This window comes from Microbacterium kunmingense, from assembly GCF_023155745.1.
Lineage (GTDB): Bacteria > Actinomycetota > Actinomycetes > Actinomycetales > Microbacteriaceae > Microbacterium > Microbacterium kunmingense.
The window spans coordinates 432425-455151 of sequence record NZ_JAKNUS010000001.1; the positions used below are offsets into that span (position 1 = coordinate 432425).

Below are 22727 nucleotides of genomic sequence, written 5' to 3' on the forward strand. Positions count from 1 at the left end.
ACGTCGAGCTTTTCGATCGTCGGTTCGCTGAACAGTTTGCCGGTAGTCACCCTCATGACGTCACCTCTCCCTGGGTTGAATTGCTGCTTGCAAATTTCGCCACGATCGTGTCGCAGAACTCAGGCAGGTCATCGGGCGAGCGGCTGGTGATCAGATTCCCGTCCACCACGACATCCTGGTCGACGACGTCAGCACCGGCGTTGCGCAGATCCGTGCGGATGCTCGGGAAGGACGTCAAGGTGCGACCTTCGACCACACCCGCCTCGATCAGCGTCCACGGCCCGTGACAAATCGCCGCAACGGGCTTGCCGCTTTCGACGAACTCGCGGACGAAGGAGACCGCGTCGGGGTCGACCCGGAGTTGGTCGGGGTTCACCGTGCCGCCCGGGAGAAGCAGGGCGTCATAGTGGGCGACAGAGGCGTCCGCGACCAACCCGTCGACAGTAAACGTGCCCGCGGCATCCAGATCGTTCTCACGGGCCTGGATCTCACCGTCATGGATCGACAGAACCTCGGTCTGTGCACCAGCCTGCTCCAGCGCCTCGCGGGGCTTCTCGAGCTCGACGCGCTCGACCCCGTCGGCGGCGAGGATGGCGACTCTCTTGCCCCGCAGCGTCTCGGCCATATCAGTTCGCCTTCTTCTCGGTCGCCATTCCGGGCTTGATGAGAACCTTGGTCCAACCCTTGGACCGGGCGTCGAAGTTCTTGTAGGCATCGGCAGCCTGGTCCAGCGAGATCTCGTGGGAGACGATCCACGAAGGGGTCGCCTTGCCGGCGGCGATCAAGTCCCGCAGCTGGCGGTTGTACCGCTTGACCGGGGCCTGACCGCTCCCCATGGTCTGACCCTTGAACCAATGCGTTCCGAAGTCGATGGCCGCCATTCCCTGCTTGGCGAGGTCGTCCTTGGCTCCGGGGTCCTCGGGGACGAACACGCCGACGGTGCCGATTCCTCCGGTGAAACGCACCGCGTTGATGAGCATGTTCAGCGTGGCGGCGATGTCCTCGTTGCCTTGAGGATCGTGGGCCTGGTAACCCACGCATTCGCAGCCCCGGTCAGCTCCCAGTCCCATTGTCTCGTCGAGCACGGCTTGCACGGGATCGACCTTGGAGTCGTCGATGGCGATCGCGCCGATCTGCTCGGCCAACGCTAGCCGGTCAGGGTGACGATCGACCACCATCACCTTCGCGGCGCCCTTGATCATCGCGGACAGGGCGGCCATCAGCCCGACCGGACCCGCCCCGGCGATGACAACGCTGTCGCCCGGGACCACGCCGGCCATCTCGGTGGCGTGGTAGCCGGTGGGGAAGATGTCGGAGAGCATGACGTAGTCGTTCTCCTTCTCCTCCGCATCCTCGCCCAAGCGCAGCGCGTTGTGGTCGCCGAAAGGCACACGGAGCAGTTCCGCTTGGCCACCGCCGTAGGGACCCATGTCGGCGAACCCGTAGGCCGCACCGGCCAATGATGGGTCGGGCTGGGTGGTGAGGCAGTAGTTGGTCAGGCCGCGTTCGCAGTTCTTGCAGAATCCGCACGAGATGTTGAACGGGAGCACAACCCGGTCTCCGACCCTGACCTTCTCCACACCACTACCGACCTCGATGACCTCCCCCATGTTCTCGTGACCGAACGTCCGGCCCACCTCGAAGGACGTCCGCCCCTCGTACATGTGCAGATCCGAGCCGCAGATGTTCGTCGTCGTCACCCTGACCAGGACATCGGTAGGGCGCTCGATCTTCGCGTCCGGGACGTCCTTCGTGCTGACCTGACGGGGCCCCTCGTACACCACTGCCTTCATGTCCACTCCGATCCGATGTGTTGCTCGATGTTCCTTCGGCAGGGCCTCGACGACGCCGGCCCTCCGCGAGACAGCGAACGACCTCACGAACCACATGTCAAGGGGCTTGCCGAAGAAGACGATCTGTCGAGCGAGCCGCGAACGCTCACCGAAACCAGCTGCTGATCTGCGTTTTCGGCGCGCATCTTGGGGGTCCTGGGCACGTTGCCGGTGGGACTTCCGTGAATCGCCCCGGGTTTAGTGGAGGGCGAGTTCTCCCAGCGCCGACTGGTGCTGGGGGTTGACTCACGGGAGTACTCGTTCTCCTTCTCGATCGGTGTGAGGTAACCGATCGATGAGCGCAGCCGGTTCTCGTTGAACCAGTGCACCCAGGACAGCGTGGCGGCTCGGCGAGCACGGCATCCCCCGCGGCGGTCGGTGTCGCCGGTGACGTGAGCCGAGCCGACATCATCGCCACCGCGCCCAGCGCGGAAAGTCCGCTCTTCGATGGCGCGACGGTCCGGGATGACGCGATGGTCGTCGCGGTGGGCTCCACCATCCCGAACGCAGGGAGCTCGATCCGGTCCTGATGCGTCGAGCGATGGTGGTGATCGAGGACGTCCCGACGGCGTTGCGTGAGTCCGGCGACGTGGTGATGGCGATCGCGTCGGGTGCGCTGCGTGCCGAACCACTCGTGCCCCTGGGCGACCTGATCCGAGCGGACGGCCCGAGGGGTCACCTGACCGCCTTCGCGTCTCATCCCAATCGACCCTGATCGGGTCTGCTGATCCTCCCGACGAGAACGCAGCGGCATCACAGCCGCCCAACCCCGACCGTCCGGGAAGCCGGGGCACGTCGCATGGCCTGTGCTGCGGGCGTGTCGAGTGGGTCGTCCAGGGGCGACGCAGGGAGCGTCGACGCGACGTGCTGAGAGGTGGTTCTAAGGCATGGCGATAGGTCAGGAACGGCGTCGCTCCCTGCGCAGGAGGGAGCGCAGAGTCTCGGCGTTCGCGTAGCCGACCCGTAGCGCGATCTCGGCGGAGGTGAGGTCCGTGGTTGCTGAGAGGTGCCGAGCTCGTTCGATGCGAAGCCGTTGGACGAAGCCGAGCGGAGTGAGGTTGAGCGCCGCACGGACTCGTCGTTCGAGGGTGCGCCGGCTGGTGCCGAGCGACTGCGCGACGAAGGCGACGTTGAACGGTTCGTCCAGGCGGGCGCGCACGAAGCGTTCGAACTCGACGACGATCGGGTCCTCGTGCCGCAAATGTTCGTAGGCGACGAAGGCTGCCTGCGACGGGCGCTCGTCGATGATGAGGAGCTTGGCGACATGTTGGGCCAGGTCGGGGCTGATCGATCGCACGAGTGAGAGCGCGAGGTCGATGTGGGCGAACGCGGCGCCGGCGGTGACGAGGTTCCCGTCGACCACGACCATGGTGTCGAGATCGAGGGCGACGGTCGGATAGCGCTTCAGGAACTCCGGCCCCAGGAACCAGCTGGTCGTCGCCCGCCGATGATGCATCCGTCCGGTCTCGGCGACAGCGAACACGCCGGTGCACGCCGCGGCGATCCGGGTGGTCGCCTCGTCGAGGCGCCCGAGCGAGGCGATGACCGAACGAGCATCTCGGCTCTGGAGGACGTCGTTGGTAGCGGCGGCCGTAAGGGTTCCAAGCGCAGGGACGACGACCACGTCGAACTCTCCGGACTCCGACAGCGGGTGGTCCACCGACAGCGTCATCGATGCCGTCGTGGTCACTCGCCGTTTCGGTCCGAGGATGGCGAGCTCGATCGGGTCGATCCGCGGGTCGACATCGCCGCGGGCTCCGTCAGCCACCCGCACGATGTCGATGATCGACGCGATAGCCGAACCGAAGCAGCCGTCGATCGCGATCAGTCCGATACGCATGACGTAAACAATAGCAATACTGCCGTATACGCCACTGCCCACCGGCCCTCGCTCGTCATACGCTGAACTCGTCCCACGAAGAATCCCGACTTCAAGGAGAGTCCCTCATGTCCACACCCGCATCACTTCCGTATGCCTTCGTCGCCAAGATCGTCGCGGCCGATGGACAGCACGACGCGCTCGCCGATCTGCTCGCCGGCGCTGTCGCACTCGCCAACGAAGAAGTAGGGACGATTGTCTGGTTCGCGGTCAGGACCCACGCCGACACCTTCTGGATCTTCGACGCATTCCCCGACGAGGCCGCTCGCGACGCCCACGCCAACGGCGCCATCGTCGCAGCCCTGATGGCCAACCAGCACCTCCTCGGCGCAGCACCCGAGATTCTGGCGGCCGACGTCCTCGCGTCCAAGCTCCCGTAGTCCGCCAACCCACGAGACGATCGCGCCCCGCCGAGCCGTCGGACCCGACCGCCTCGACACCCGTACCACGTTGACGATCCCCGACGGGCCGATCACGGGGGCGCCAGGCTAGGCGCTGTGGGCGGGTCTTGGTTGCGATCCCTTGCCGTGACGGGAGACGCGTTGCGCGTCGCAGCGATGACGGGTCGTTGGCGTTCCGGGGCCGTTGCGTTCGTGCGCGCCGCGCGTGCGGCATGGAGCATCTCGCCGCGCACACGACGATCGCTGCGCCGACGCACCGTTGACACCTCGCACGTCCAGGTCGCGACACAACGCCCCGCCGCGTTGCCAGGCGGAGCGAGGCCTACCGGCACACGGACAGGATGCCGGCCGCGAGCGCTCAGCCTGCGAAGGGTCCGGTCACTACATCTGCACGGCCGTCAACGACGCCGTCCTCCACGGGATGCCGCATGACTACGCCCTGCAGCCGGGCGACCTCCTCACCCTCGACCTCGCGGTGCTGAAAGACGGCATAGCCGCCGACGCCGCGATCAGCTTCATCGTCGGCCAGCAGACCCTCGAAGCGACCGGGAACCCCGGAGCCCAAGCGGACGCCGCCCTCATCGCCGTCACAGAGCGCGCGCTCGCCGCCGGCATCGAGGTCGCCCGCCCGGGCAACCGCATCGGCGACATCTCCCACGCGATCGGCGCGGTGCTCACCGAGGCCGGGTATCTCGTGAACACCGAATTCGGCGGACACGGTATCGGCACCACCATGCACGGCGACCCGCACGTGCCGAACATCGGCCGCTCGGGGCGGGGCTACAGGCTGCGGCCCGGACTCCTCCTGGCCCTCGAGCCCTGGGTGATGGCAGACACCGACGTCCTCGTCACCGACCCCGACGGCTGGACGCTCCGCAGTGCCACGGGATGCCGCACCGCCCACACCGAGCACACGATCGCCATCACCGACGGCGAACCCGAGATCCTCACCCTCCCGCGCTAGCTGTCGCCCTCCCGCGAACGGCGAGCCCCGGCATCCGTCCGAGAGAATTCGGATGCCGGGGCTCGGCGCTCGACAGTCAGCCTGCGCCTTGGCGTCAGCCGAGCTCTTCCACGAGGTCGAAGCCCGACCCGTTGAAGCGCATCACGGCCACCTCGCTCATGGCAGGACGGTCCTCGACCGTGGTGTCGATGACGTCTCCCGGCAGCAATCCGGGGGCGGCGAAGTCGGAGATGGACATCAGCGACTCCATGAAGTTCTCGCGCGTGGGCTCGGTCATCTTGCCGAAGGCTTCCTCCAGCACCGACGCTCCGATCCAGCTCCACAGGCACTGCGGGAAGGTCGGCACCTCGGTCTGGTTGGTGTGCGCGGCCAGGGCCTCCAAGAAGCGCTGCCCCTCCTCCGACTCCGCGAAAGAAGGTGCTGCCGCGTTCTGCGAGGAGGCGGTGGTGTAGATGGCGGGGAAGCTGTCGGCCACGCCCGAGGGGATGAGCAGCGCCTGCGGGCTCGAGGTCGTGGACGGCAGGAACCAGCTGGGGTTCCATCCGACGTTGTTCGCCTGCTGCAGCGAGCCGATGACCAGCGGCGCGAGCGACGACATCGCGTTGAAGAAGATGTCGGCGTCCGTGGAGGCGAGGTCGGTGATCTGCGCCGACACGTCGGTCGCGGTCGCCTCGTAGCTCACCTGCTTCACGATCTCGACGTTGTCGGCGCCCTCCACCGCGGAGAGGAACCCTTCGACGTATCCCTCGCCGAAGTCGTCGTTCTGGTAGAGGATCGCAACGCGGTGGTTCTCGGGTGACGCGGCGAGCAGCTCGCCGAACGCCTCGCCCTCCTGCTGGTAGATCGGCAGGAGCCCGAGCTGCCAGGGGCTCTCTTCGCGGTCGCTGAAGATGGGGTCGCCCGTCTGCAGCAGCACCTGGGGGGTCTCGGCAGCGATCGCCGCGTCTCGCCAGGCGCGGTTGGTGGGGGTTCCGAGGCTCAGCACCGCGGCGAAGACGCCGTCGGTCGTCATCTGCTGGAAGTTCGCCAGCGACCGCTGCGGGTCGTACTTGTCGTCGTAGGTGATGAAGTCGACGGTGCGGGTCTTCCCGTCACCGAACTCGATTCCGCCCTCCTCGTTCTTCATCGCGAAGTACGCGGCGGCGCCATCGGCGGCGCAGTTGCCGACGCCGGCGGCGTTGCCGGTGAGGGGATTCGTGGACCCGAGCGTGATGGTGGTGTCGGTGATGCCGGGCGACGCCGGCACCGCGTCAGCCGATTCCGTGCCACCCGGCGTCGCCGGCGCCTGCCGCGCGCACGATGCCAAGGTCACGGCCAGAGCAGTCGCCGTCACGAGTGCGGCGAGTCGTTGTGCAGTCTTGATCGTCATTGATCTGCCTCCCTGGCGGTATCCTCTCGGCAGGCCGCTTCGACGGTCAACGTGAGTAATCAGACCAACTAATGCGATTTTCTCGATGAAGATCTCGGCGCAATGATGCGGGCGGGGAATGAGACATGGATGACACGGGACTTCTCCGGGGCGAGCTGACCTTTCGACAACTGGGCCATTTCGTCGCCGTCGCCGAGGTCGGTTCGATCGCCGGTGCGGCGCAGCGCCTGCAGTTCTCGCCGTCGGCGGTGTCGGCCTCGATCAGCGAGCTCGAACGCGCCCTCGGTGCACAGCTGTGCATCCGTCGCCGGGCTCAGGGCGTGACGTTGACGCCGACCGGGAGTCTGGTGCTCCTCCGCGCCAAGCGACTGCTCGCCGATGTCGCGGAACTCAATCACGCCGTTCACGGCGGCGGTGAGCTCGTCGGTCCCCTCGTCGTCGGCTGCTTTCACTCCCTCGCTCCTACGCTCCTGCCGAGCCTCCTCGAAGAGTTCGAGAGCCGGCACCCCCGCGTATCGATCGACTTCGTGGTGGGGGCTCAGGATGAGCTCCAGCACGACATCATCGCCGGCCGGATCGATGCGGCGCTGATGTACGACATGAGCGGCACGGAGCAGCTCGAGCGGGCGGTGCTCTTCGAAACCCGCGGATATGCGCTGTTCGGCGCCGCGAACCCGCTGGCTGAGCAACCCACCGTCACCCTCGAGGAGCTTGCTCCTCTGCCCCTCGTGCTCTACGACCAGGTGCCGAGTACGCACTACGCCACGGCGATGTTCGAAGCGCGTGGGCTGGTGCCGAACGTCCGCTACCGCACGCATGCGTTCGAGCTGACCCGGGCGATCGTCGCGCGGTCCGACACGGCCTACGGCATCCTGGTGCAGCGCCCCGAGAACACGTTCAGCTACGAGGGTCTGCCGATCATCGAGCGCGACATCGAGCCGCCCCCTCCGGCCGCGACGGTGGTCTTCGCCTGGGCGCGGGGCGCCGAGCTGTCGCCGCGCGCTGACGCGCTGCGAAGACTCCTGCGGGAGCGGTACCCCGACTCATCCTCGGGAAATCCGCGTTTGATCCCTGAATAGTTCTGTTTGACCGTGCTTCGTTCTCTCGCGGATGCTGTCTGTCAGATGTCGGAGCGGTGTTGCTTCGGCAGAAGGGACAGCCATGACCACGGTGCTCACGCCGACGAACTCCCCGCGCTCCGCGCCGACGAACCTGTCCGCAAATGACGTCGTGCAGGCGTCGGAGGATCTCATCCCCCTCCTCCGCGAACGCGCTGCCGAGGTCGACGAGCGTCGCAGGATCTCAGACGACACCTACCGCCGTCTCGGCGACGCGGGGTTCTTCCATGTTCTGAAGCCCAAGAAGTACGGCGGACTCGAGCTGACCGAGCACGAGCACGCCCGTATCGCGATGAACCTCGCCCGCGGGTGCGCCTCGACGGCGTGGGTCTTCTCGATCCTCAGCTCCGACAACATGGCGATCCTGGCGTACCCGGAAGAGGTGCAGGAAGAGATCTGGGGCGAGGACTCGTTCGCCACGCTGGCGGGCAACACCAACCTCAATCCGAAGGCGACCGCGACCCGGGTGAAGGGTGGATACCGCCTGACCGGTCAGTGGGGCTTCTGCAGCGGGTCCGACTTCTCGGAGTGGCTCATCTTCAACGCTCCCGTCGGTGACGACGGCGAGGGCCACATGTTCATCGTCCCGAAGGACGAGGCCGAGACCATCGACGATTGGTACCCCACCGGTATGCGGGGGACGGGCAGTCGCACGATGTCGGTCAAGGATGTCTTCGTGCCCGAGCATCGCGCGCAGGCGACGCGCGACACGGTGCGCAAGCTCAAGGAGCGTCGGGCGCTCCACCCCACCTTCAGCACTATGTGGGCGACCTGGCCGTCGAGTGGCCGTTTCCCCTTCGCCGCGTGCGCGGTCGGGGCCGCCTGGGGTGCCGCCGAGCACTTCGCAAGCACGGTCGGCACGAGCACACGCGTCGCCGGTGCGCTCGGAGGAGCCGTGCGGCTCGCCGACCAGGACTATGTCGCCACCGAGTTCGGGCAGGCCGAGGGTGATGTGCAGATGGCGCGTCTTCTCATCGAGAAGCGCAGTTTCGAAGCATCCGAGCGGGCTCGTCAGCGTCGGGAGTCGACCGAGCAGGAGATCGGTCGCGACCTTCGCGACAATGCCCTGGTGACCCGGACCGCGCTGCGCTCGGTGCAGACGATCTTCTCCCTTGTCGGCGCGAAGGCCGGCCGGTCGGACCACCCCGTGTCGATCGCGAAGCGGGATGTCGAGATGATCTCGCACCACGTCACGCTCAACTGGCGTCAGAACACCGTTCGGTATCTGGCGGCGGTGTCCTGACCCGGCGTCGGATCCGGTCATGACGCACACGATCGACAGCGCAGCCGAGACGTCGGCCTGGTGGCGGGCGGCGCTGGGGGAGTATCCCACCGGCGTGTGCCTCGTCACCGGGGTGGCCGCCGACCGCAGCCCGGTGGGGATGGTGGTGGGGAGTTTCGTGGCCGTCAGCGAAGATCCGCCCCTCGTCGGGTTCTTCGCCGGTCGGCGCTCGAGCACCCTGCCGGTGCTGAAAGAGAGCGGACGCTTCACGGTCAGCGTCCTCGCCGACAGGTCGGAGTCGCTGTGTCGTGCCTTCGCCACGAAGGATCCCGGCCGGTGGGAGCAGGGCGCCTTCGAGTCGTCGGGGACGGGCGCCCCGCGGGTCTCTGATGCGGTGGCGTGGTTCGATGCCGAGATCGAGGACGTGCGGGAGTACGGCGATCACTCGTTCCTCGTCGGGAGGATCACCGACGCCGGTGCGGGTTCGGGGGCGGCGGACATGCCGCTTCTGTTTCGGCGCGCCGGGTACGGCACGTTCGCGGCGCCCAGCGACACCTTCGACACGCGGGCCTTCATCGAACGGCTGCGATGGGCGACCGTCGGGGAGCGGGAGATCAGAGAGCTTGCCGACGACTTCGGCGTGCATGTGACCGTGACCAGCCAGATCGGTGATGCCGTGGTGACCCTCGCCGCCGTCGACCCGTCGTCATCGGCCAGTTCGTACGAGAACGTCGGGGCGTCGCATCCGTGGGCGGCGCCGATCGCTTCGATCTTCGCCGCCTGGGCCCCGCCCCATCGCCGGCGGGCCTGGGAAGAGGCGTCGCGGCACCTCACCGGCGCCGTCGATCGGCCGCTGCTTCAGCGCATCCTCTCCGGTGTGCGAGAGCGCGGATACGCTGTCGCCGGAGACGCGACCCTTACGGCCGACTTCCTGCGCCTCGCGCGCAGCGCCGGTGTCGAGCGCGAGACGTACGCCCGAATCTGGGCCGACATCGCGACTTCGCGCGCCGAGCTCGAACCCGACGGGTCGGTCGACTGGAGCAGGGTCGCCGTCGTGCAGATGCCCGTCTTCTCTCCCGACGGCGAGGTGGCGATGGCGCTCTACGCGATCACGTCGGCCTCTTTCGACCGCGCCACGGGGGAGCGCCTGGTGGAGCGGATGTCGCAGACGGCGACCAGGATTGCGCGGTCGATCCCGCTCGCGCCGCGCAGCGAGCATCCCGTTGCCGCGGCCGGCCTGTGGGGCGACTCGTGGGAGCTCGACGGCTCCTGAGCGCGCGCACAGCGAGGGCGCCGAGCGCGCCGGCGCTGGTCCCGGTCAGCCCGCTCGCATCGCAGGCCCCCGCGTTCGCTTCGCGACCGCCGTTGCCTCGAGCTCCCGGATGCCGGGGCTCTCTCGCCCCCAGCGCGGCGTCCTGGTAGAACCGCTCCATGACCACCCCGCCCGATCCCCGCACGTTCTCCGGCATCCAGCACCGGGCGGGCTTCCGCGTCGCGATCATGTTCGCGGTGTTCGTCGTCGCGACCCTGGTGGTCGGCGTCGCGGGGGAGTGGGTCTTCGCGCCCGCGGTCGGCTGGATCGCGGCGGCGGCGACCTACATCCTCTGGGTGTGGCTCGGCGTCCTCCGGCTCGGCCCGGCCGAGACCGCCAGCCACGCGACCCGCGAAGACCCGACACAGCCGATCGCCCAGACGCTCCTGATCGTGGCGACGTTGGCGAGCGTCTTCGCGATCGGACTGCTGCTGGTCGAATCCGGCGCCGTACTGGGGGCCGCGCGGTTCGGGCTGGCTGCCGCCGCGCTCGCGACCGTCGCAGCATCCTGGTGCCTGGTGCAGACCCTCTTCACGCTCCGCTACGCGGGCATTTACTACCGTCTCGGCGGCGCCGGCATCGACTTCAACCAGTCCGAGCCGCCCGAGTATCGCGATTTCGCCTACGTCGCCTTCACCCTGGGCATGACCTACCAGGTCTCCGATACGAGCATCACCAGCTCGCTCATCCGGCGCCAGGTGCTCCGGCATGCGGTGCTGTCGTTCGTGCTCGGGGTGATCGTCCTCGCGGCCGCGATCAACCTCATCGCGGCGTTGGCCCGATAGGCGTACGGATGACACAGTGGTCGCCCGACCTCGAGGGTGTCGTGACGTTACCGGGCGGTCGGCGCATCCGCGGACGCGCGCTGAGAGACGGCTCGGCGGGTTTCGAGCCTGCACCCGATTTCGGCCTCTATCTCACGGCACAGTACCACGAGGAGCGCTGGCCGTCACGGTGGATCGCGTGGCCCGACTTCCGCCTGCCGCGCACGCCGTCAGACGCGATCGCCGCGCTTCGCGAGGCCTACGACCGGTCCGCGACGGAGCGGGTTGAGGTCGCGTGCGACGGCGGCACCGGCCGCACCGGCACCGCGCTCGCCCTCCTCGCCAGATTCGACGGTGTGCCCGCCGACGAGGCGGTGGCGTGGGTTCGCGCCAACTACCGACCCAGAGCAGTCGAGACGCCCTGGCAGCGCCGGTTCGTCCGAAGGGTGCACCTCAGCGCATGAATCCGGCGCCGCGTCCCCTCAGTCGTCGACGACCGTGACGGTCACGTCGATGTTGCCGCGCGTCGCGTTCGAATACGGGCACACCTGGTGGGCGGCGTCGGCGAGCTGCTGCGCGACCTCACCATCGACACCGGGGACGTTCACCTCGAGCAGCACGGCGAGCTGGAACCCGCCGTCGCCGTTCGGTCCGAGCGACACCCGCGACCCGACGCTCGAGCCCTCGACCTTCACCTTCTGCGCCCGCGCGACGCTCTGCAGCGCGCTGTGGAAGCAGGCCGCGTAGCCGGCCGCGAACAGCAACTCGGGGTTGGGGGCGCCGCCGGCGCCGCCGAGCTCCTTCGGGACGCGCACGTCGGTGTCGAGAATGCCGTCGGCGGTGCGCACGTGGCCGTCGCGGCCGCCTCCGGTGGCGAGGGCTTCTGCGGTGTAGAGGGCGTTCATGAGTGTCCTTTCGTGGGGGGAGGAAGAGATGACGGATGCCACGGCGAAACGCGTCACGACGCCGCGCGCAGTTCGCCCGCGAGCGCCCGCATGTTCGCGGTGATCGCGTTCAGCTGCGCGAGCAGCTCGGGCACGCTGCGACCGCTGTCGACGAAGCCGGGCACGAGGCACCCGGCCGCCGCGACGACGTCGGCGTAGACCGATCGCCCCTCGTCGGTGAGGCTGACCCGCACCACGCGCTCGTCGGCGCCGTCGCGCCGCCGGTCGACAAGTCCGCGCGACTCAAGCCGCCGCAAGAGCGGCGAGAGCGTCCCCGAGTCGAGGTGGAGTTCCTCGCCGAGCGAGCTCACCGTCCGCTCGCCGGTGGCGAGGACGACCATCGCGAGGTACTGCGGATACGTCAACGACCACGGCTTCAACACCTCGCGGTACGCCTGGGTGGTCGCGTGCGACGCGGTGTACATCGCGAAGCAGACGAAGTCGTCGAGCGCAACGGGAGGCATGGCCAAAGCATTGCACGCAATTCAGTTGTGCGCAATCCAGTTTCGAACCCAGGCCCCACCGCGCACCCGCGAGGAAATCCGCCTCCACGAGGATGCCGGCCGCGCGACCGCGGTGCGGCAGGCCTCGGAGGGTTCGAACCTCTCGCTCGTCGACGTCTCGAAGGACGGGCTGGATGCCACGGTGCAGGCCGTTCGCGACGCCGCCCCCGACGCGAAGCTGGTGACCGCGGCGAGGCTCCCGAGATCGCGTCGGTCGTCGCGTTCCTGCTGTCGGATGACGCGTCGTACGTCAACGCGACGGTGATCCCGATCGACGGCGGGCAGTCGGCGAAGTACTGACCTGAGCGGTGAAGACCACCCCGGCCCGAGAATCGGACCGGGGTGGTCTGTTGCGGAGGGGAGACCGACCGTCTCCTAGCGCGACTTACGCGGCCGCACCGACTCTGCTGCGGCCTTCGCGCGCTTCACCTCCCGCTTCTCCTTCAGGGAGAGTTTCGGTTCCTTCTTGACGTTGACCTTTTGTGGCGTTTTCCCCGCCATGGCGATGCACGCTTCCCTTCTTCAGCTGGCGTGTTCCGGCCCGACGGGCCGGCGTGTGCGATGGGTGTGGTCATTCAGCGATCAGGTCTGCCTCCTTCTCGGGTCGGATCTCAGCCCAGCGCGAGCCACTTAGACCACGGCGCCGGGGCGACGCGTGGGGAGGGGTGCACGGCATCTGCCTGGGAGGCGGCGCGGGCAGCGGCGGTGCGGCGTCGTCGTGTCAGCACGCGATGCACGGTGCGTGGGGTGGCGGTCGCGGGAGTGGTGGTGAGCATGAGGGCTCCTTTCGTCGAGAGGTGTGTGCGCGGGTCAGACATAGGCGTTCGTGCCGAGGTCGCCGATCGGAGCGCGGGCGATGTCCGTCCAGCGCAGGGCGATGCCGCCGTCCAGGCACTCGCGTTGACGGACCCGTGCGGTCAGGCGTTCAGCGAGGCGTGCGCCGTCGTCGCAGCGTCCGATGAGCACTGCGGTGATGATGATCGTGCGGGCGTAGGCCTGCTCGAGGCGGGAATGGATGCGACGGGCGACGGCGTCGCACGTGCGCAGCAGACTCTCGTCGGCGGAGACCGGTGAGTCGCTCTCAGCGAGCACGACGTGCTCCAGCCGCCGAAGTCGTCCGGCAAGCGTCACGCACTGCAGCTCGGTGTCGCGGAGCACAGTGCGCAGTTGGCGGCGATTCCGCAGTTGTGTGATGTCGACGCCGATGACCACCGCTCGGTGGCCGCAGGTCACCTCGTGTTCGCTGTCGACCGCGAGGGCTTCCGGCGCTGATCGCATCGCCGTCAGGCAGTCGAGCGGGTCGCCGATGACGGCGATCGGTGGCGTGACTCTAACGTCGGTCGACATTGCGCTGACAATCGATGCAGTTCTCGGCGTACGGCATGACGTCGAGTCGGGCCGCGACGATTGTGCCGCCGCATCGGATGCAGCGGCCGTACGTCCCCGCTTCGAGCCGATCAAGGGCGGCGGTGATCTGTTCCATCACCCGCTGGGTGGACTGCGCGGTCGCCCACGACACGGGGTCGACGTTCGGCGCAGCGGTCGGGCTGACATCGCGCAGGATGGCTTCTCGCTCGCGAAGCTGCTCCTGAAGAAAATGGCGAATGCGTGCGTGGTCGACTTTCGGTGCGGGTCGAGATGTGGTGTTCAAGGGCATGAGAAACTCCAAGAAAGGGGATCGCTGAAGAATGCGGAGAGGGCGCGGAGGGCATATGAAAAATGCGCCGCATATGCGACGCGCCAAGAGCCGAAAAGGCCCGATGAAGAATGGACCGATCAGGGCGGCGCGCGGCGGGTGGAAAGCTGAGGAGAAACCGCTTCTGCAGCGGTGATCCGTGGCGGGAGAACCTCATGGCGGGCTCCTGCAATGTCCAGGGCGGCCCGCACAACGCCAGCGTTGCGCCGAAGCGCTGCGCCGGTGAGAGGGGCTGTCGTGAACATGCCCTCACCATAGCCCGGAAAAAGAAAAAGGCAAGTCGGCACCTTTTCGTCGGATAATTTCTTTGGCGCGAGGGTGGAATTCATGGCGGGATGACTCCGACCTCGTCAGTTGAAGGGGAAATCGGGTGCGGGCAAAACGGTGACGCGAGTGATTTGCGGTCGGCGCTTCCGTCAGGGACATGTGCGGGCCGTCGGTGCATCCGGCATGCGCGCCTGTCCCCGGTCGACGAGTCTCAGAAGGGTGCGACGCCGTATCCGCCGTCGTCGGTGGGGACGAAGGCGACGCGAGAGGGTGGGTGGCTGTCGTAGGTCTTCCCGCCGGGGCTGGTGAATTTCAGGATGCCGCCGGGCAGTTGCTCGACGTGCCAGTTGGTCGCGTGTTTCAGCGTGTGGTGTCGGGCGCATTCGTTGCAGAGGTTGTCGTTGCAACTCTTCCCACCCAGGGCGAAGTCCTTCGAATGATCGATGTGACAGAGTCTCGCCGGCCTTCGACAACCCGGCGTTCGACACGTCACATCCCGGGCGTTGAGGTATCGGGTTTGCGAGGGATGCAACTGGTACCGGTCGACGGCGGTGACGACGCCGGTGATGGGGTCGGTCATCACCCGCTCCCACACCCGGGCGGTTCCGGCCATCCGCCTCGCGGTCTCCGGATCGATCGGGGTAACCCCGTTCAACTCCGCCCCCGAGTTCGTCACCCCCGTCAATGTGGTGATAGGGATGGTGATCTGCACCTCCGCCCGGATCGCGCCGAGCCCACCGCCGGTGGTGGCGGGATCGGTGGGATCGATCACCGGGGAACCTGCGAGGAGCATGTCCAGGGCCAGGTCGCAGCGGATCTCATCCAGGGTCCGCTCATCGAACCACGGCTCCGCATCCTCACCCGGCCCGTCGCCTTCGTCGCCGAGTCCAAACGCTGCCCCCGAACCATCGCCACCGTCCGACCCGGCACCGGCGTCCGACCCGGCACCGGCGCCCGCCGGCGCGGTGGCGTAGGCGCGTCGCTTGGCGCGGTCGACGTCTTTAATGGTGGTGCCCTGGGTGGTGAGGCGGTGGTAGGCGCCGTGGATGTAGACGTTCCCGCCCACGATCGTCAACGCCGACAGGGTGTCATCCAGATCGGTGACCCACACCCGCCGCTGCCGGATCGCGGTGTCATGCCGTTCCTGCAACGGCCGCGGGTCCAACACTTCCGCGCGCTGGCGGGCGTACTTCTTCGTCCGCGGCACCGTCTGCCGCTCCGCCTCCACCAACACGATCCGCTCGAACGAGGCCCGATCCACCGGATCCTCGATCACCCGGCCGGCGTCCTGGATCACCTGCGCATGCGCCCGACTGACACGCCCCTCCTCGAGGGCCGCCATCGTCTGCGGGAACAGCTCGACCAGCTCGTGCGCGTCATGCATCTGCGACTGCATCGACCGGTCATTCACCCGCACCGCCATCCCCAGCTCGAGCGCCATGGACCGCAGCGGCATGTCCCGCTCTCGCGAGGACACCGACCCGATCCGCGACCGCTGCTCCACCGTCAACGCATACGCCTCCGCCAGCAGCCGCGTCTTCTCCGCCGCGATCTTCGCCTCAGCCCGCTGCAACCGAGCCAGCCGATCCGCGAACACCCCGGCGCGCTTCTCCTCCGCCCGCCGCCGCTGCTCGTCCGCGTCCACTGGTACCCCGTCTCGATGACCTACCCACATCATCGCAGAGGGTTCCGACATTGACTCCGGTACGGTAGCCATCAAATAGAAGAAAAATACGAGATACCTGCGGCTGTTCTTCCTTGCGGCGCCCGCCACAAGAGCCCGTCAACCCGAGAACAGTCGCGGGATCGACGCCGGTCGCAGGCTGATCGGGCTTGGGGCCGTCAATCTAGCTGTTTGATGGCCAGACATCTATCCCGGCGGCCGGTGCAGCGTCGGCAAGTCGCGCATCGAGGGTGGCGAGAGCTGAACCGGTGCGTTCTGCACGCGTCGCATCAGTGCCGGCGGCCGTCCTCGACCAGGGAGCGGACCTCGACATGATCATCGCCGAGCGCGGCGCGGAAGGCCCGCATCTCGTGAGCGAGGTCGGGGGCCTCTGCTCGTGGCGGCGTCGCCGACACGAGCTTCGCAACCGGGCGTCCATGCTTGGTGATGGTGATCTCGTCGCCACCCGCGGCGCGCTCCAGCAGCCTGGATAGGTGGGTCTTCGCTTCATGGGCACTGACACTGGACGTGGAAACATGACTAGTCGAAGACTGGTCGATCTGCCATGTTCGAAAAGAGGATGACGCCTCCGAGGCGTCGTCGGTCTAGGGAACCAGTTGTCGACAGTCACGCCTATGGGCAGGCCACAGCCTCAGATGCAGAGCGGGTCGCCCAGATCGATCCGCTTCCCGTCGACCGTGAAGCTGCCCTCGGCGCACAGGAGGGTGTCGGGGCTCGGACGAACGACAAGGGTCGTGTACGCCCCCTGCACATTGTGCTCCGTCGCCTCCTGGCGATCGGGCCCGTTCGGCGCGGTCTCGGGGTAGATGGCGATGGTGACGGTGTTGCCCTGGCCGAGACCGTCGTACCGCGTGATGCGGCCCCACCCCGCCTGGCACTTGTCCGACCAAACGATCTCGAGAAGCGAGTTGTCGGCGCGTGTGTCGCCGGTCGCCACCCGCGCATCCTCGACGCACGCCGTCAGCGCGGGATCCTCGCCCGTCGCCACGGAGATCTGCGGCGCGCCGGGACCGGCCGCGAGCGCGTTCGTCACGATGAGCGTCGTCGTGATCGCCGATCCCGCGACGCCGGCGAGGAACGTCCCCGTCGCGAGCAGAACAGCCGCGCGCCGAGACATTCCCGCCGTCGCGGGACGGGACGGCGAGGCCACCTCGACATCAATCGTGTCCCTGCGCGCGCCAATCGCAGCGAGCGCGTCGCGCCGGTCGAGCCACGGGCCGGGGTCCTCGCCGCACGCCCTCACGATGCCGTCGACCGTTCTCGCCGTCGGCAGCTTGGCCCCGTTGAAGGCCTCGGACAGGACTGTCCGGGAAATGCCGGTTTCCGCCTGAAGGCGAGCAAGTGTCGGGTTGTCCGCCTGCAGCCGGAGCCTGCCGAGATCTCGAGCGAACTGCTGGATCGAGTCGCTGCTGCCTTCGCCCTCGACGTGCTCCGATTCCGCCACGGGCCCCCCTCTGTCGCGTTCTTCGTGCGCTGCCCCGAGCGCCACAGTATGTATACCAGTGAATGCGACCCACGCTGGTAAGCGGTTGTCGAATCGGGTTCGAGGCGGACGGAAACGCGCGAATCCTCCGTTCCGTGCACTTCCTGCGCATCGGCCGAGGGCAGATGCGCAACGCTTATTCGTGCCCGAGATCTGGGGACCGGTCGTCATGGCGACCGAGGGCATTGGACGGATGCCGCGGCACGGCGTCGACCGGGGGAGTCGGCCGTGCGGGGGCGCGGCATCCGTCGCCATCCCTGCTTATCCCAAGCCCTATCCCGCACAAATCCCCTCCTGACCCACATCAGGAGGGGATTCGTGATGTCTCACGCCACCACGGCTACCAAATGGAGGCGAGAAATTCCGGCGTCGGCATCGGCGCGATCCGATCGATGTCTTCCAGGGTTATCGATGTGAGCTTTTGGAAGCCGCGATCGCCCTTGGCGCTCCAGGACCCGAAAACCTCAGTGAAGCTGTAGCTGGTTGCGATGTTTCCGGCGACAACAGACTCTGTGACCTGAAGATTCGACCAGGTCCCGTGGAGCATGTTGGCCCCGACGATCTGATACCCCTCCGCGTAGACCGGGTAGCGCAGCTGTCCGATGGGGCCGCCGAAGAACGCCGACTCGGAGATCGATCCGCCTCTGTTCGCCCCGGCGATGACCCCCTGGTTCGACGACATGAAGACCGCCGCATCGTCGAACACCACGTTGGAGATGACCCCGTCGCCGGCTGTGGTGACGAACTGCACCGTGTCGATGTGTGCCGTCGAACCCTTCACCTTGTAGTTCGGCGCGGCGTAGAAGCCGACAAACCGAACTCCGTCGATGTCGGAGCCGTCTGCAGACTTCACTTCAACGCGATCGCCGGTCGCATTGACACGAGCGTCGACTCCGGCAACGACTTCCACGATGTCCACATCGCGGACGTCATTCCCTCCGTTGCCCGTGACCAAGAGGGTGGGAACGACGGTGTATCCGAGACCGAAGGACTGAGCATTCCGGATCATCACCGGCTGAGCCGAGAAGTCGATGCCGACGATCGAGACCCCCTTCACGCCGACGAAGGAGATCCCCTTGTCGCCCACGGCCTTGACTGTTCCCACGCCGTCGCAGGCGCTGACCAGGATCCGAGACGCGCGTTGCGCGTTGCCGACGTTCTCGATCACTCCTCGCGAGCTCGAGCCGGCCCCGTTCCCACCGACGATGTTGCCGGGCGCGACGCAGATCACGACGGCGTCAGATGAAGTTGCGTTCGCTTTGATGGCGTTCGAGATCGCGGCCCACGTGGGCGCCACTGTCACGACCCGTGCCTCGCCGGCACGGGGAGTGTTCGTCGGCCAATGCGTCCCATCCGGGCCGTAGCGGGCCGTCGTCAGCGCAGCAGGAGGCGGAGGCGTCGGCTCGGCGACAGGCTCCTCCATCGGCTCCGTCGGCCCCTCTACAGGAGAAGTTGGTGCCGCATCGGGGGTGAACACGGGGTCCACCATGAAGCTGTAGGCCGAAGGGGTGGCGGGGAACACGCTCGCTGCTGCGTAGCTGTAGACGCCGGCCCCGACAGGCGTCGACAGCCCGTTGACCGTGAGGGCGGTGGCGAAGGCGTCCTCGGTCACCGGCGGGCGCCCATTGGAGTCGTAGACGCTGACGGTGTACGTCGCGCCGGCCTCGAGCTGCACATCGACCGGCACGGTGCGCCACCCGATCGGCGCGCTCGGGTTGACCGCCACGGTGGCGAGGCGCTCGCCCGTCGATGACCACACCGACGCGCTCGTGACGCCCGAGTTCGAGGCGTTCTGGTAGAACTGCACGGCCGACAGCGAGCCTGAGGTGTCGGGCGAGAATTGCAGGCCGACCTCGCCGCGTCCGGTGATCGGCGAGACGAGGATCTGCGGCGTGGCGGTGTCGGAGAGGACGCCGACGGCCGTGGTGGCGGCGGCGGTGGCATCCGCGGTGAGGATCGCACCCACGAAACTGGCAACCGTGGCGGTGACCAGCAGGGTGCGCGTGCGTCTGCGAGGGGTGGGGGAAGCATCCTGGGGGGAGATTTCGGCAAACAAGGGTGTGTCGCTCTCTGTCGGCGCGCTGAGGGCGTGAAAAACTGCGGAAGCCCACGCCCTTGGGATGCCGCTTGCCCACTTGTTCGAAAGACTAGTGGGTGTGATCTGTGTTACGTCAAGTGTTTCGTGGTGCCGATGTGAATGCTGTTACTTGGCGTTCATAGAAGCCGACACAGGCAACGATCGACCCAGGCGACAGCGGCCCCCTCGAGCGGCGGGGAGAGGGGGTGCCGGAGTCTCGAGGGGGCCCGGTTCCCACGCAGTTTGCGGCCATTGGGGAGGCCGCTTCCTGCCGTCTGCGATGCAGTCGCCAGGTAGGTTCCGGCGCCAGAATAGCCGTGGGAAAACCGCCGATCCGCCCGGTTCTCGAGGTTTTCTCACACTCGTAACATGCGCGTCTCAGCGTCAGTGATCAGGGTCGTCCCATGCCGAAGTACTGCCAGCCGGCGGCGCGCCAGGCGTCCGCGTCGAGGCAGTTCCGTCCGTCGATGACGACGGTGCCGCGCACGAGGGTGGCGGCGTGGGCGGGGTCGAGCTCACGTCGGTATTCGTCCCATTCGGTGACGACGATCACGGCGTCCGCCTCGCGCAGCGCTTCGTCGCGGTCTTCGACGTAGTTCAGCTGCGGGTGGATGCGCTGGGCGTTCTCGATCGCGGCCGGGTCGGTGATCGTGACCCACGCGCCGAGTCCGTGCAGTTTCACGGCGACATCCAGCGCGGGAGAGTCGCGGATGTCGTCGCTGTGGGGCTTGAACGCCGCTCCGAGCACGGTGACGTTCTTCTTGAACACCGATCCGCCGAGCGCTTCGACGACGAGCTGGGCGGCGCGGTCGCGGCGGCGGAGGTTGATCTCGTCCACCTGACGCAGGAACGCCACCGACTCCCCACGGCCGAGCTCTTCGGCGCGAGCCGAGAACGCGCGGATGTCCTTCGGCAGGCACCCGCCGCCGAACCCGATCCCGGCGCCGAGGAACCGGCGCCCGATCCGGGCGTCGTGCCCGATCGCGTCGGCCAGCTGCGTGACATCCGCACCGGTGACCTCGGCGATCTCGGCCATCGCGTTGATGAACGAGATCTTCGTGGCCAGGAACGCGTTGGCCGACACCTTCACCAGCTCCGCAGTGGCGTAGTCGGTCACGATGAACGGGGTGCCCTTCGCCACCGAGGGGTGATAGACCTCGCGAAGAACGGATGCCGCGGTCTCGCCCTCCTCGCCGGCGGGAACGCCCGCGACGAGGCGGTCGGGGTCGACGGTGTCCTGCACCGCCCAGCCCTCGCGGAGGAACTCGGGGTTCCACACCAGCGTCGCCCCGGTCTCCGTCACCCGCGGTGCGAGACCCGCGGCCGTGCCGACCGGCACCGTCGACTTACCGGCGACGACGTCACCCTCCGACAGATAGGGCAGCAGTCCGTCGACGGCGGCGTTGACATACGTCAGGTCGGCGGCGTACCCGTCCTTGACCTGCGGGGTCCCCACACCGATGAAGTGCACCTTCGCGCCCTTCACGGCGGACATGTCGGTGGTGAAGAAGAGCTTCCCCGACGCGATGCCCTCGGTCAGGATCTCCTGCAGCCCGGGCTCGAAGAAGGGCGCCTCGCCCTTCGACAGCGACGCGATCTTGCGCTCGTCCACGTCGATGCCGACCACCTCGTGGCCGATCGACGCCATTGCCGCCGCGTGAACGGCGCCCAGGTACCCACAGCCGATTACTGACAGACGCATGACGCTCCTCTGAAGCCGGTGATTCGTCGCACCGGCATTCCTCGGCGGCCACGACACGCCTCTGTTTTCTATCAGATGCGGATGACGGCCATGTATCGTCGCCGGTTCGAGTACCGTTGGGCCCGAGCCTACGACTGCGCGAGCGCGCGGGGCTCGAGTGCGTGGCCGTCATCTTGTTAACTGACCGTCTTCACGCTGTAATGTTCCGCGGTGATGGGGCCGGTACGTTGTGGCGTGGAGGTTGTTCTCCCTCCGAAGGATGCACATGCCCCATCTCTCCCGTCGCTCGGCGCTCGCCCTGGCGGTCGCAGCTCCCGCGTTGATCCTGGCATCCTGCGCGCCCACGCCACCAAGGGCTCGACCGACTCCGTGGGGAACGCCGTCGCCGGAAACGACCACGGCGCCGCCCATTGAGGGCACGGCCTGGCCGCCGGCGCCTGTCATAGACGCGAGCTTCGGACCGACGGGAGCGCACTGGCCGTCGCGCACGCCTGGGCCCCAAGACCAGTTCGACCGGGAGGTCGAAGTGGATGCGTCGTGGGCGGCCATCGCCGCGGCGATCGCCGACGTTCAACAGACCATGCGGTCAGGCGGCCGTGCGGTGGTGCGAGTTTCTCCCGGCGTCCTGCCCGGGGACGGCGCAGGATCCTCCGCGGCAGCAGTGCTCAACGATGTCGGCAGTGCAGGCAACGACTTCCGGGTGCTGGTGGTCCCACGGGACGGTGCCGGGACGGTGACGCTGGGTGACTCCATCCGTCTCGAGAAGGTTCGCGGCGTCTCGTTCGTCGGCATCTGGAACCACCCGAACTCCATGGTCATCTCGGCGAGCCAAGACATGGCATGGGCCTGGTCGAAGGGACAGGCCTTCAACATCTCGGCGAACTCGTCAGAGCCGACAGCCGACATCGAGCTGGTCGAGTGCGTGACACCCGACGCGAGGCTGTCCGACCAGGATTCCTGGGCGTTCCGCACCGCCGGTCAGCCGCTCGATCGCGTGAGCGTCATCGGGTGCTACATCGCCGGCTCGTACAAGACAGCGGGCTCCGACGCCCACACAGACACGTTGCAGCTCTCAGGAGACTCTCCCGCCACCGGGATTCTGATCAAGGATTCGGCGATCTTCGCGTCCACGAATGCCGCGTTCATCCCGTTCACGTTCGCCTCGGACATCGTCTTCGACCACTCCCTGGTCGTCGGCGGAGATCGGATGCTGCTGCGCCACCCGCTGCCCGATGGCGCCAACGACTTCTCGTCGGGCTATCCCGCTGCCGTCAACGGCGCGGGTTCGGTGGACCAGATGTCGGCCAACGACTCGATCTTCATCGGCAACGTCCGCGGTCAGTTCGTCTCGAGCGAGAACACGCAGACCTCTTTGTCCGACCCGCCTGCCGCCTCATCGGGCGCGTTCGTCTCCGCGCCCGCGCTCTCCGATGCAGACGCCGCGTGGCTCGATACGGAAGTACCGCTTCCCACCGACGACGTGCTGCGGAAGATCTGGACCGTGACATGA

General features: G+C 67.5%; 25 protein-coding genes. 10 read left to right on the plus strand and 15 right to left on the minus strand.

Features of this window, described 5'->3' with window-relative positions; translation table 11 throughout:
- Positions 1-52: 52 nt before the first annotated feature.
- Both MA875_RS02225 and MA875_RS02230 read right to left on the minus strand, forming a co-directional pair.
- The gene (locus MA875_RS02225) at positions 53-625 is read right to left on the minus strand and encodes a type 1 glutamine amidotransferase domain-containing protein (RefSeq protein WP_248239992.1); all 573 of its coding nucleotides are present in this window, start codon (positions 623-625) and stop codon (positions 53-55) included.
- A gap of 1 nt (position 626) precedes the next feature.
- Complete coding sequence (locus MA875_RS02230; protein WP_248239994.1) at positions 627-1793, minus strand: glutathione-independent formaldehyde dehydrogenase; 1167 nt, start codon at positions 1791-1793, stop codon at positions 627-629.
- Positions 1794-2373: 580 nt separating this feature from the next.
- On the opposite strand from MA875_RS02230, the gene MA875_RS02235 reads away from it, so the two are divergent.
- A complete protein-coding gene (locus MA875_RS02235; RefSeq protein ID WP_248240122.1) occupies positions 2374-2547 on the plus strand; it encodes a hypothetical protein in 174 nt (57 codons plus the stop codon).
- Positions 2548-2730: 183 nt separating this feature from the next.
- Here the strand turns inward: MA875_RS02235 and MA875_RS02240 are convergent, their stop codons facing one another.
- Positions 2731-3672, minus strand: coding sequence for a GlxA family transcriptional regulator (locus tag MA875_RS02240; RefSeq protein ID WP_167991112.1), 942 nt, complete (start codon positions 3670-3672; stop codon positions 2731-2733).
- Between the two features lie 107 nt (positions 3673-3779).
- On the opposite strand from MA875_RS02240, the gene MA875_RS02245 reads away from it, so the two are divergent.
- Positions 3780-4091, plus strand: coding sequence for a putative quinol monooxygenase (locus tag MA875_RS02245; RefSeq protein WP_003941073.1), 312 nt, complete (start codon positions 3780-3782; stop codon positions 4089-4091).
- Positions 4092-4317: 226 nt separating this feature from the next.
- Positions 4318-5076, plus strand: coding sequence for a type I methionyl aminopeptidase (map, locus tag MA875_RS02250; protein WP_308221490.1), 759 nt, complete (start codon positions 4318-4320; stop codon positions 5074-5076).
- 94 nt (positions 5077-5170) lie between these two features.
- On the opposite strand, the gene MA875_RS02255 is transcribed toward map, so the two are convergent.
- Positions 5171-6445, minus strand: coding sequence for an ABC transporter substrate-binding protein (locus MA875_RS02255; protein WP_248239996.1), 1275 nt, complete (start codon positions 6443-6445; stop codon positions 5171-5173).
- A gap of 125 nt (positions 6446-6570) precedes the next feature.
- Between MA875_RS02255 and MA875_RS02260 the strand changes: the two genes are divergently transcribed.
- The 5 genes from MA875_RS02260 (at position 6571) to MA875_RS02280 (ending at position 11325) form a co-directional block, all read left to right on the plus strand.
- Positions 6571-7524 carry a LysR family transcriptional regulator gene (locus MA875_RS02260; protein WP_248239998.1) on the plus strand — a complete coding sequence of 318 codons (954 nt, stop codon included), beginning with the start codon at positions 6571-6573 and terminating at the stop codon, positions 7522-7524.
- Positions 7525-7606: 82 nt separating this feature from the next.
- Positions 7607-8806: an acyl-CoA dehydrogenase family protein gene (locus tag MA875_RS02265; RefSeq protein WP_248240000.1), complete on the plus strand. Its 1200-nt coding sequence runs from the start codon at positions 7607-7609 to the stop codon at positions 8804-8806.
- Positions 8807-8825: 19 nt separating this feature from the next.
- Entirely contained in the window at positions 8826-10058 is a 1233-nt protein-coding gene (locus MA875_RS02270) for a flavin reductase (RefSeq protein WP_248240001.1), read from the plus strand.
- 158 nt (positions 10059-10216) lie between these two features.
- A complete protein-coding gene (locus MA875_RS02275) occupies positions 10217-10882 on the plus strand; it encodes a DUF1345 domain-containing protein (RefSeq protein WP_248240003.1) in 666 nt (221 codons plus the stop codon).
- Between the two features lie 8 nt (positions 10883-10890).
- Positions 10891-11325 (plus strand): protein-tyrosine phosphatase family protein, encoded by a 435-nt coding sequence (locus MA875_RS02280; protein WP_248240006.1) that lies wholly within the window; start codon positions 10891-10893, stop codon positions 11323-11325.
- Between the two features lie 18 nt (positions 11326-11343).
- On the opposite strand, the gene MA875_RS02285 is transcribed toward MA875_RS02280, so the two are convergent.
- Both MA875_RS02285 and MA875_RS02290 read right to left on the minus strand, forming a co-directional pair.
- Positions 11344-11766 (minus strand): organic hydroperoxide resistance protein, encoded by a 423-nt coding sequence (locus MA875_RS02285; protein ID WP_248240007.1) that lies wholly within the window; start codon positions 11764-11766, stop codon positions 11344-11346.
- Between the two features lie 53 nt (positions 11767-11819).
- Positions 11820-12269 (minus strand): MarR family winged helix-turn-helix transcriptional regulator, encoded by a 450-nt coding sequence (locus MA875_RS02290; protein WP_248240009.1) that lies wholly within the window; start codon positions 12267-12269, stop codon positions 11820-11822.
- 27 nt (positions 12270-12296) lie between these two features.
- On the opposite strand from MA875_RS02290, the gene MA875_RS17715 reads away from it, so the two are divergent.
- A complete protein-coding gene (locus MA875_RS17715) occupies positions 12297-12608 on the plus strand; it encodes an SDR family oxidoreductase (RefSeq protein ID WP_308221491.1) in 312 nt (103 codons plus the stop codon).
- Between the two features lie 311 nt (positions 12609-12919).
- Here MA875_RS17715 and MA875_RS02300 read toward each other — a convergent pair whose 3' ends face one another.
- From MA875_RS02300 to MA875_RS02340, 9 genes are all read right to left on the minus strand, one after another.
- Positions 12920-13084: a hypothetical protein gene (locus MA875_RS02300; protein ID WP_248240010.1), complete on the minus strand. Its 165-nt coding sequence runs from the start codon at positions 13082-13084 to the stop codon at positions 12920-12922.
- Between the two features lie 34 nt (positions 13085-13118).
- Complete coding sequence (locus MA875_RS02305) at positions 13119-13655, minus strand: hypothetical protein (protein WP_248240012.1); 537 nt, start codon at positions 13653-13655, stop codon at positions 13119-13121.
- Complete coding sequence (locus tag MA875_RS02310; protein WP_248240014.1) at positions 13639-13977, minus strand: TraR/DksA family transcriptional regulator; 339 nt, start codon at positions 13975-13977, stop codon at positions 13639-13641. Before MA875_RS02310 ends, MA875_RS02305 begins: the two co-directional genes overlap by 17 nt.
- 107 nt (positions 13978-14084) lie before the next feature.
- Positions 14085-14333, minus strand: coding sequence for a hypothetical protein (locus MA875_RS02315; RefSeq protein ID WP_248240015.1), 249 nt, complete (start codon positions 14331-14333; stop codon positions 14085-14087).
- A 149-nt stretch (positions 14334-14482) separates the two neighbouring features.
- Positions 14483-15916, minus strand: a complete 1434-nt coding sequence (locus MA875_RS02320; protein WP_248240016.1) for an HNH endonuclease signature motif containing protein — start codon at positions 15914-15916, stop codon at positions 14483-14485.
- 308 nt (positions 15917-16224) lie between these two features.
- Positions 16225-16494 carry a type II toxin-antitoxin system Phd/YefM family antitoxin gene (locus MA875_RS02325; protein WP_308221492.1) on the minus strand — a complete coding sequence of 90 codons (270 nt, stop codon included), beginning with the start codon at positions 16492-16494 and terminating at the stop codon, positions 16225-16227.
- Between the two features lie 92 nt (positions 16495-16586).
- Positions 16587-17399, minus strand: coding sequence for a DUF2690 domain-containing protein (locus MA875_RS17720; protein WP_248240017.1), 813 nt, complete (start codon positions 17397-17399; stop codon positions 16587-16589).
- Between the two features lie 379 nt (positions 17400-17778).
- Complete coding sequence (locus tag MA875_RS02335) at positions 17779-19494, minus strand: DUF4082 domain-containing protein (protein WP_248240018.1); 1716 nt, start codon at positions 19492-19494, stop codon at positions 17779-17781.
- A 412-nt stretch (positions 19495-19906) separates the two neighbouring features.
- Positions 19907-21217, minus strand: coding sequence for a UDP-glucose dehydrogenase family protein (locus tag MA875_RS02340; RefSeq protein WP_248240019.1), 1311 nt, complete (start codon positions 21215-21217; stop codon positions 19907-19909).
- A gap of 526 nt (positions 21218-21743) precedes the next feature.
- Here MA875_RS02340 and MA875_RS02345 point away from each other — a divergent pair.
- Positions 21744-22727, plus strand: a complete 984-nt coding sequence (locus MA875_RS02345) for a hypothetical protein (protein ID WP_248240020.1) — start codon at positions 21744-21746, stop codon at positions 22725-22727.

Coding starts and splice junctions, on each gene's coding strand:
- MA875_RS02225 (WP_248239992.1), bottom strand. CDS start 625: ATGGCCGAGACGCTGCGGGGCAAGAGAGTCGCCATCCTCGCCGCCGAC.
- MA875_RS02230 (WP_248239994.1), bottom strand. CDS start 1,793: ATGAAGGCAGTGGTGTACGAGGGGCCCCGTCAGGTCAGCACGAAGGAC.
- MA875_RS02235 (WP_248240122.1), top strand. CDS start 2,374: ATGGTGGTGATCGAGGACGTCCCGACGGCGTTGCGTGAGTCCGGCGAC.
- MA875_RS02240 (WP_167991112.1), bottom strand. CDS start 3,672: ATGCGTATCGGACTGATCGCGATCGACGGCTGCTTCGGTTCGGCTATC.
- MA875_RS02245 (WP_003941073.1), top strand. CDS start 3,780: ATGTCCACACCCGCATCACTTCCGTATGCCTTCGTCGCCAAGATCGTC.
- MA875_RS02255 (WP_248239996.1), bottom strand. CDS start 6,445: ATGACGATCAAGACTGCACAACGACTCGCCGCACTCGTGACGGCGACT.
- MA875_RS02260 (WP_248239998.1), top strand. CDS start 6,571: ATGGATGACACGGGACTTCTCCGGGGCGAGCTGACCTTTCGACAACTG.
- MA875_RS02265 (WP_248240000.1), top strand. CDS start 7,607: ATGACCACGGTGCTCACGCCGACGAACTCCCCGCGCTCCGCGCCGACG.
- MA875_RS02270 (WP_248240001.1), top strand. CDS start 8,826: ATGACGCACACGATCGACAGCGCAGCCGAGACGTCGGCCTGGTGGCGG.
- MA875_RS02275 (WP_248240003.1), top strand. CDS start 10,217: ATGACCACCCCGCCCGATCCCCGCACGTTCTCCGGCATCCAGCACCGG.
- MA875_RS02280 (WP_248240006.1), top strand. CDS start 10,891: ATGACACAGTGGTCGCCCGACCTCGAGGGTGTCGTGACGTTACCGGGC.
- MA875_RS02285 (WP_248240007.1), bottom strand. CDS start 11,766: ATGAACGCCCTCTACACCGCAGAAGCCCTCGCCACCGGAGGCGGCCGC.
- MA875_RS02290 (WP_248240009.1), bottom strand. CDS start 12,269: ATGCCTCCCGTTGCGCTCGACGACTTCGTCTGCTTCGCGATGTACACC.
- MA875_RS02300 (WP_248240010.1), bottom strand. CDS start 13,084: ATGCTCACCACCACTCCCGCGACCGCCACCCCACGCACCGTGCATCGC.
- MA875_RS02305 (WP_248240012.1), bottom strand. CDS start 13,655: ATGTCGACCGACGTTAGAGTCACGCCACCGATCGCCGTCATCGGCGAC.
- MA875_RS02315 (WP_248240015.1), bottom strand. CDS start 14,333: ATGAATTCCACCCTCGCGCCAAAGAAATTATCCGACGAAAAGGTGCCG.
- MA875_RS02340 (WP_248240019.1), bottom strand. CDS start 21,217: ATGCGTCTGTCAGTAATCGGCTGTGGGTACCTGGGCGCCGTTCACGCG.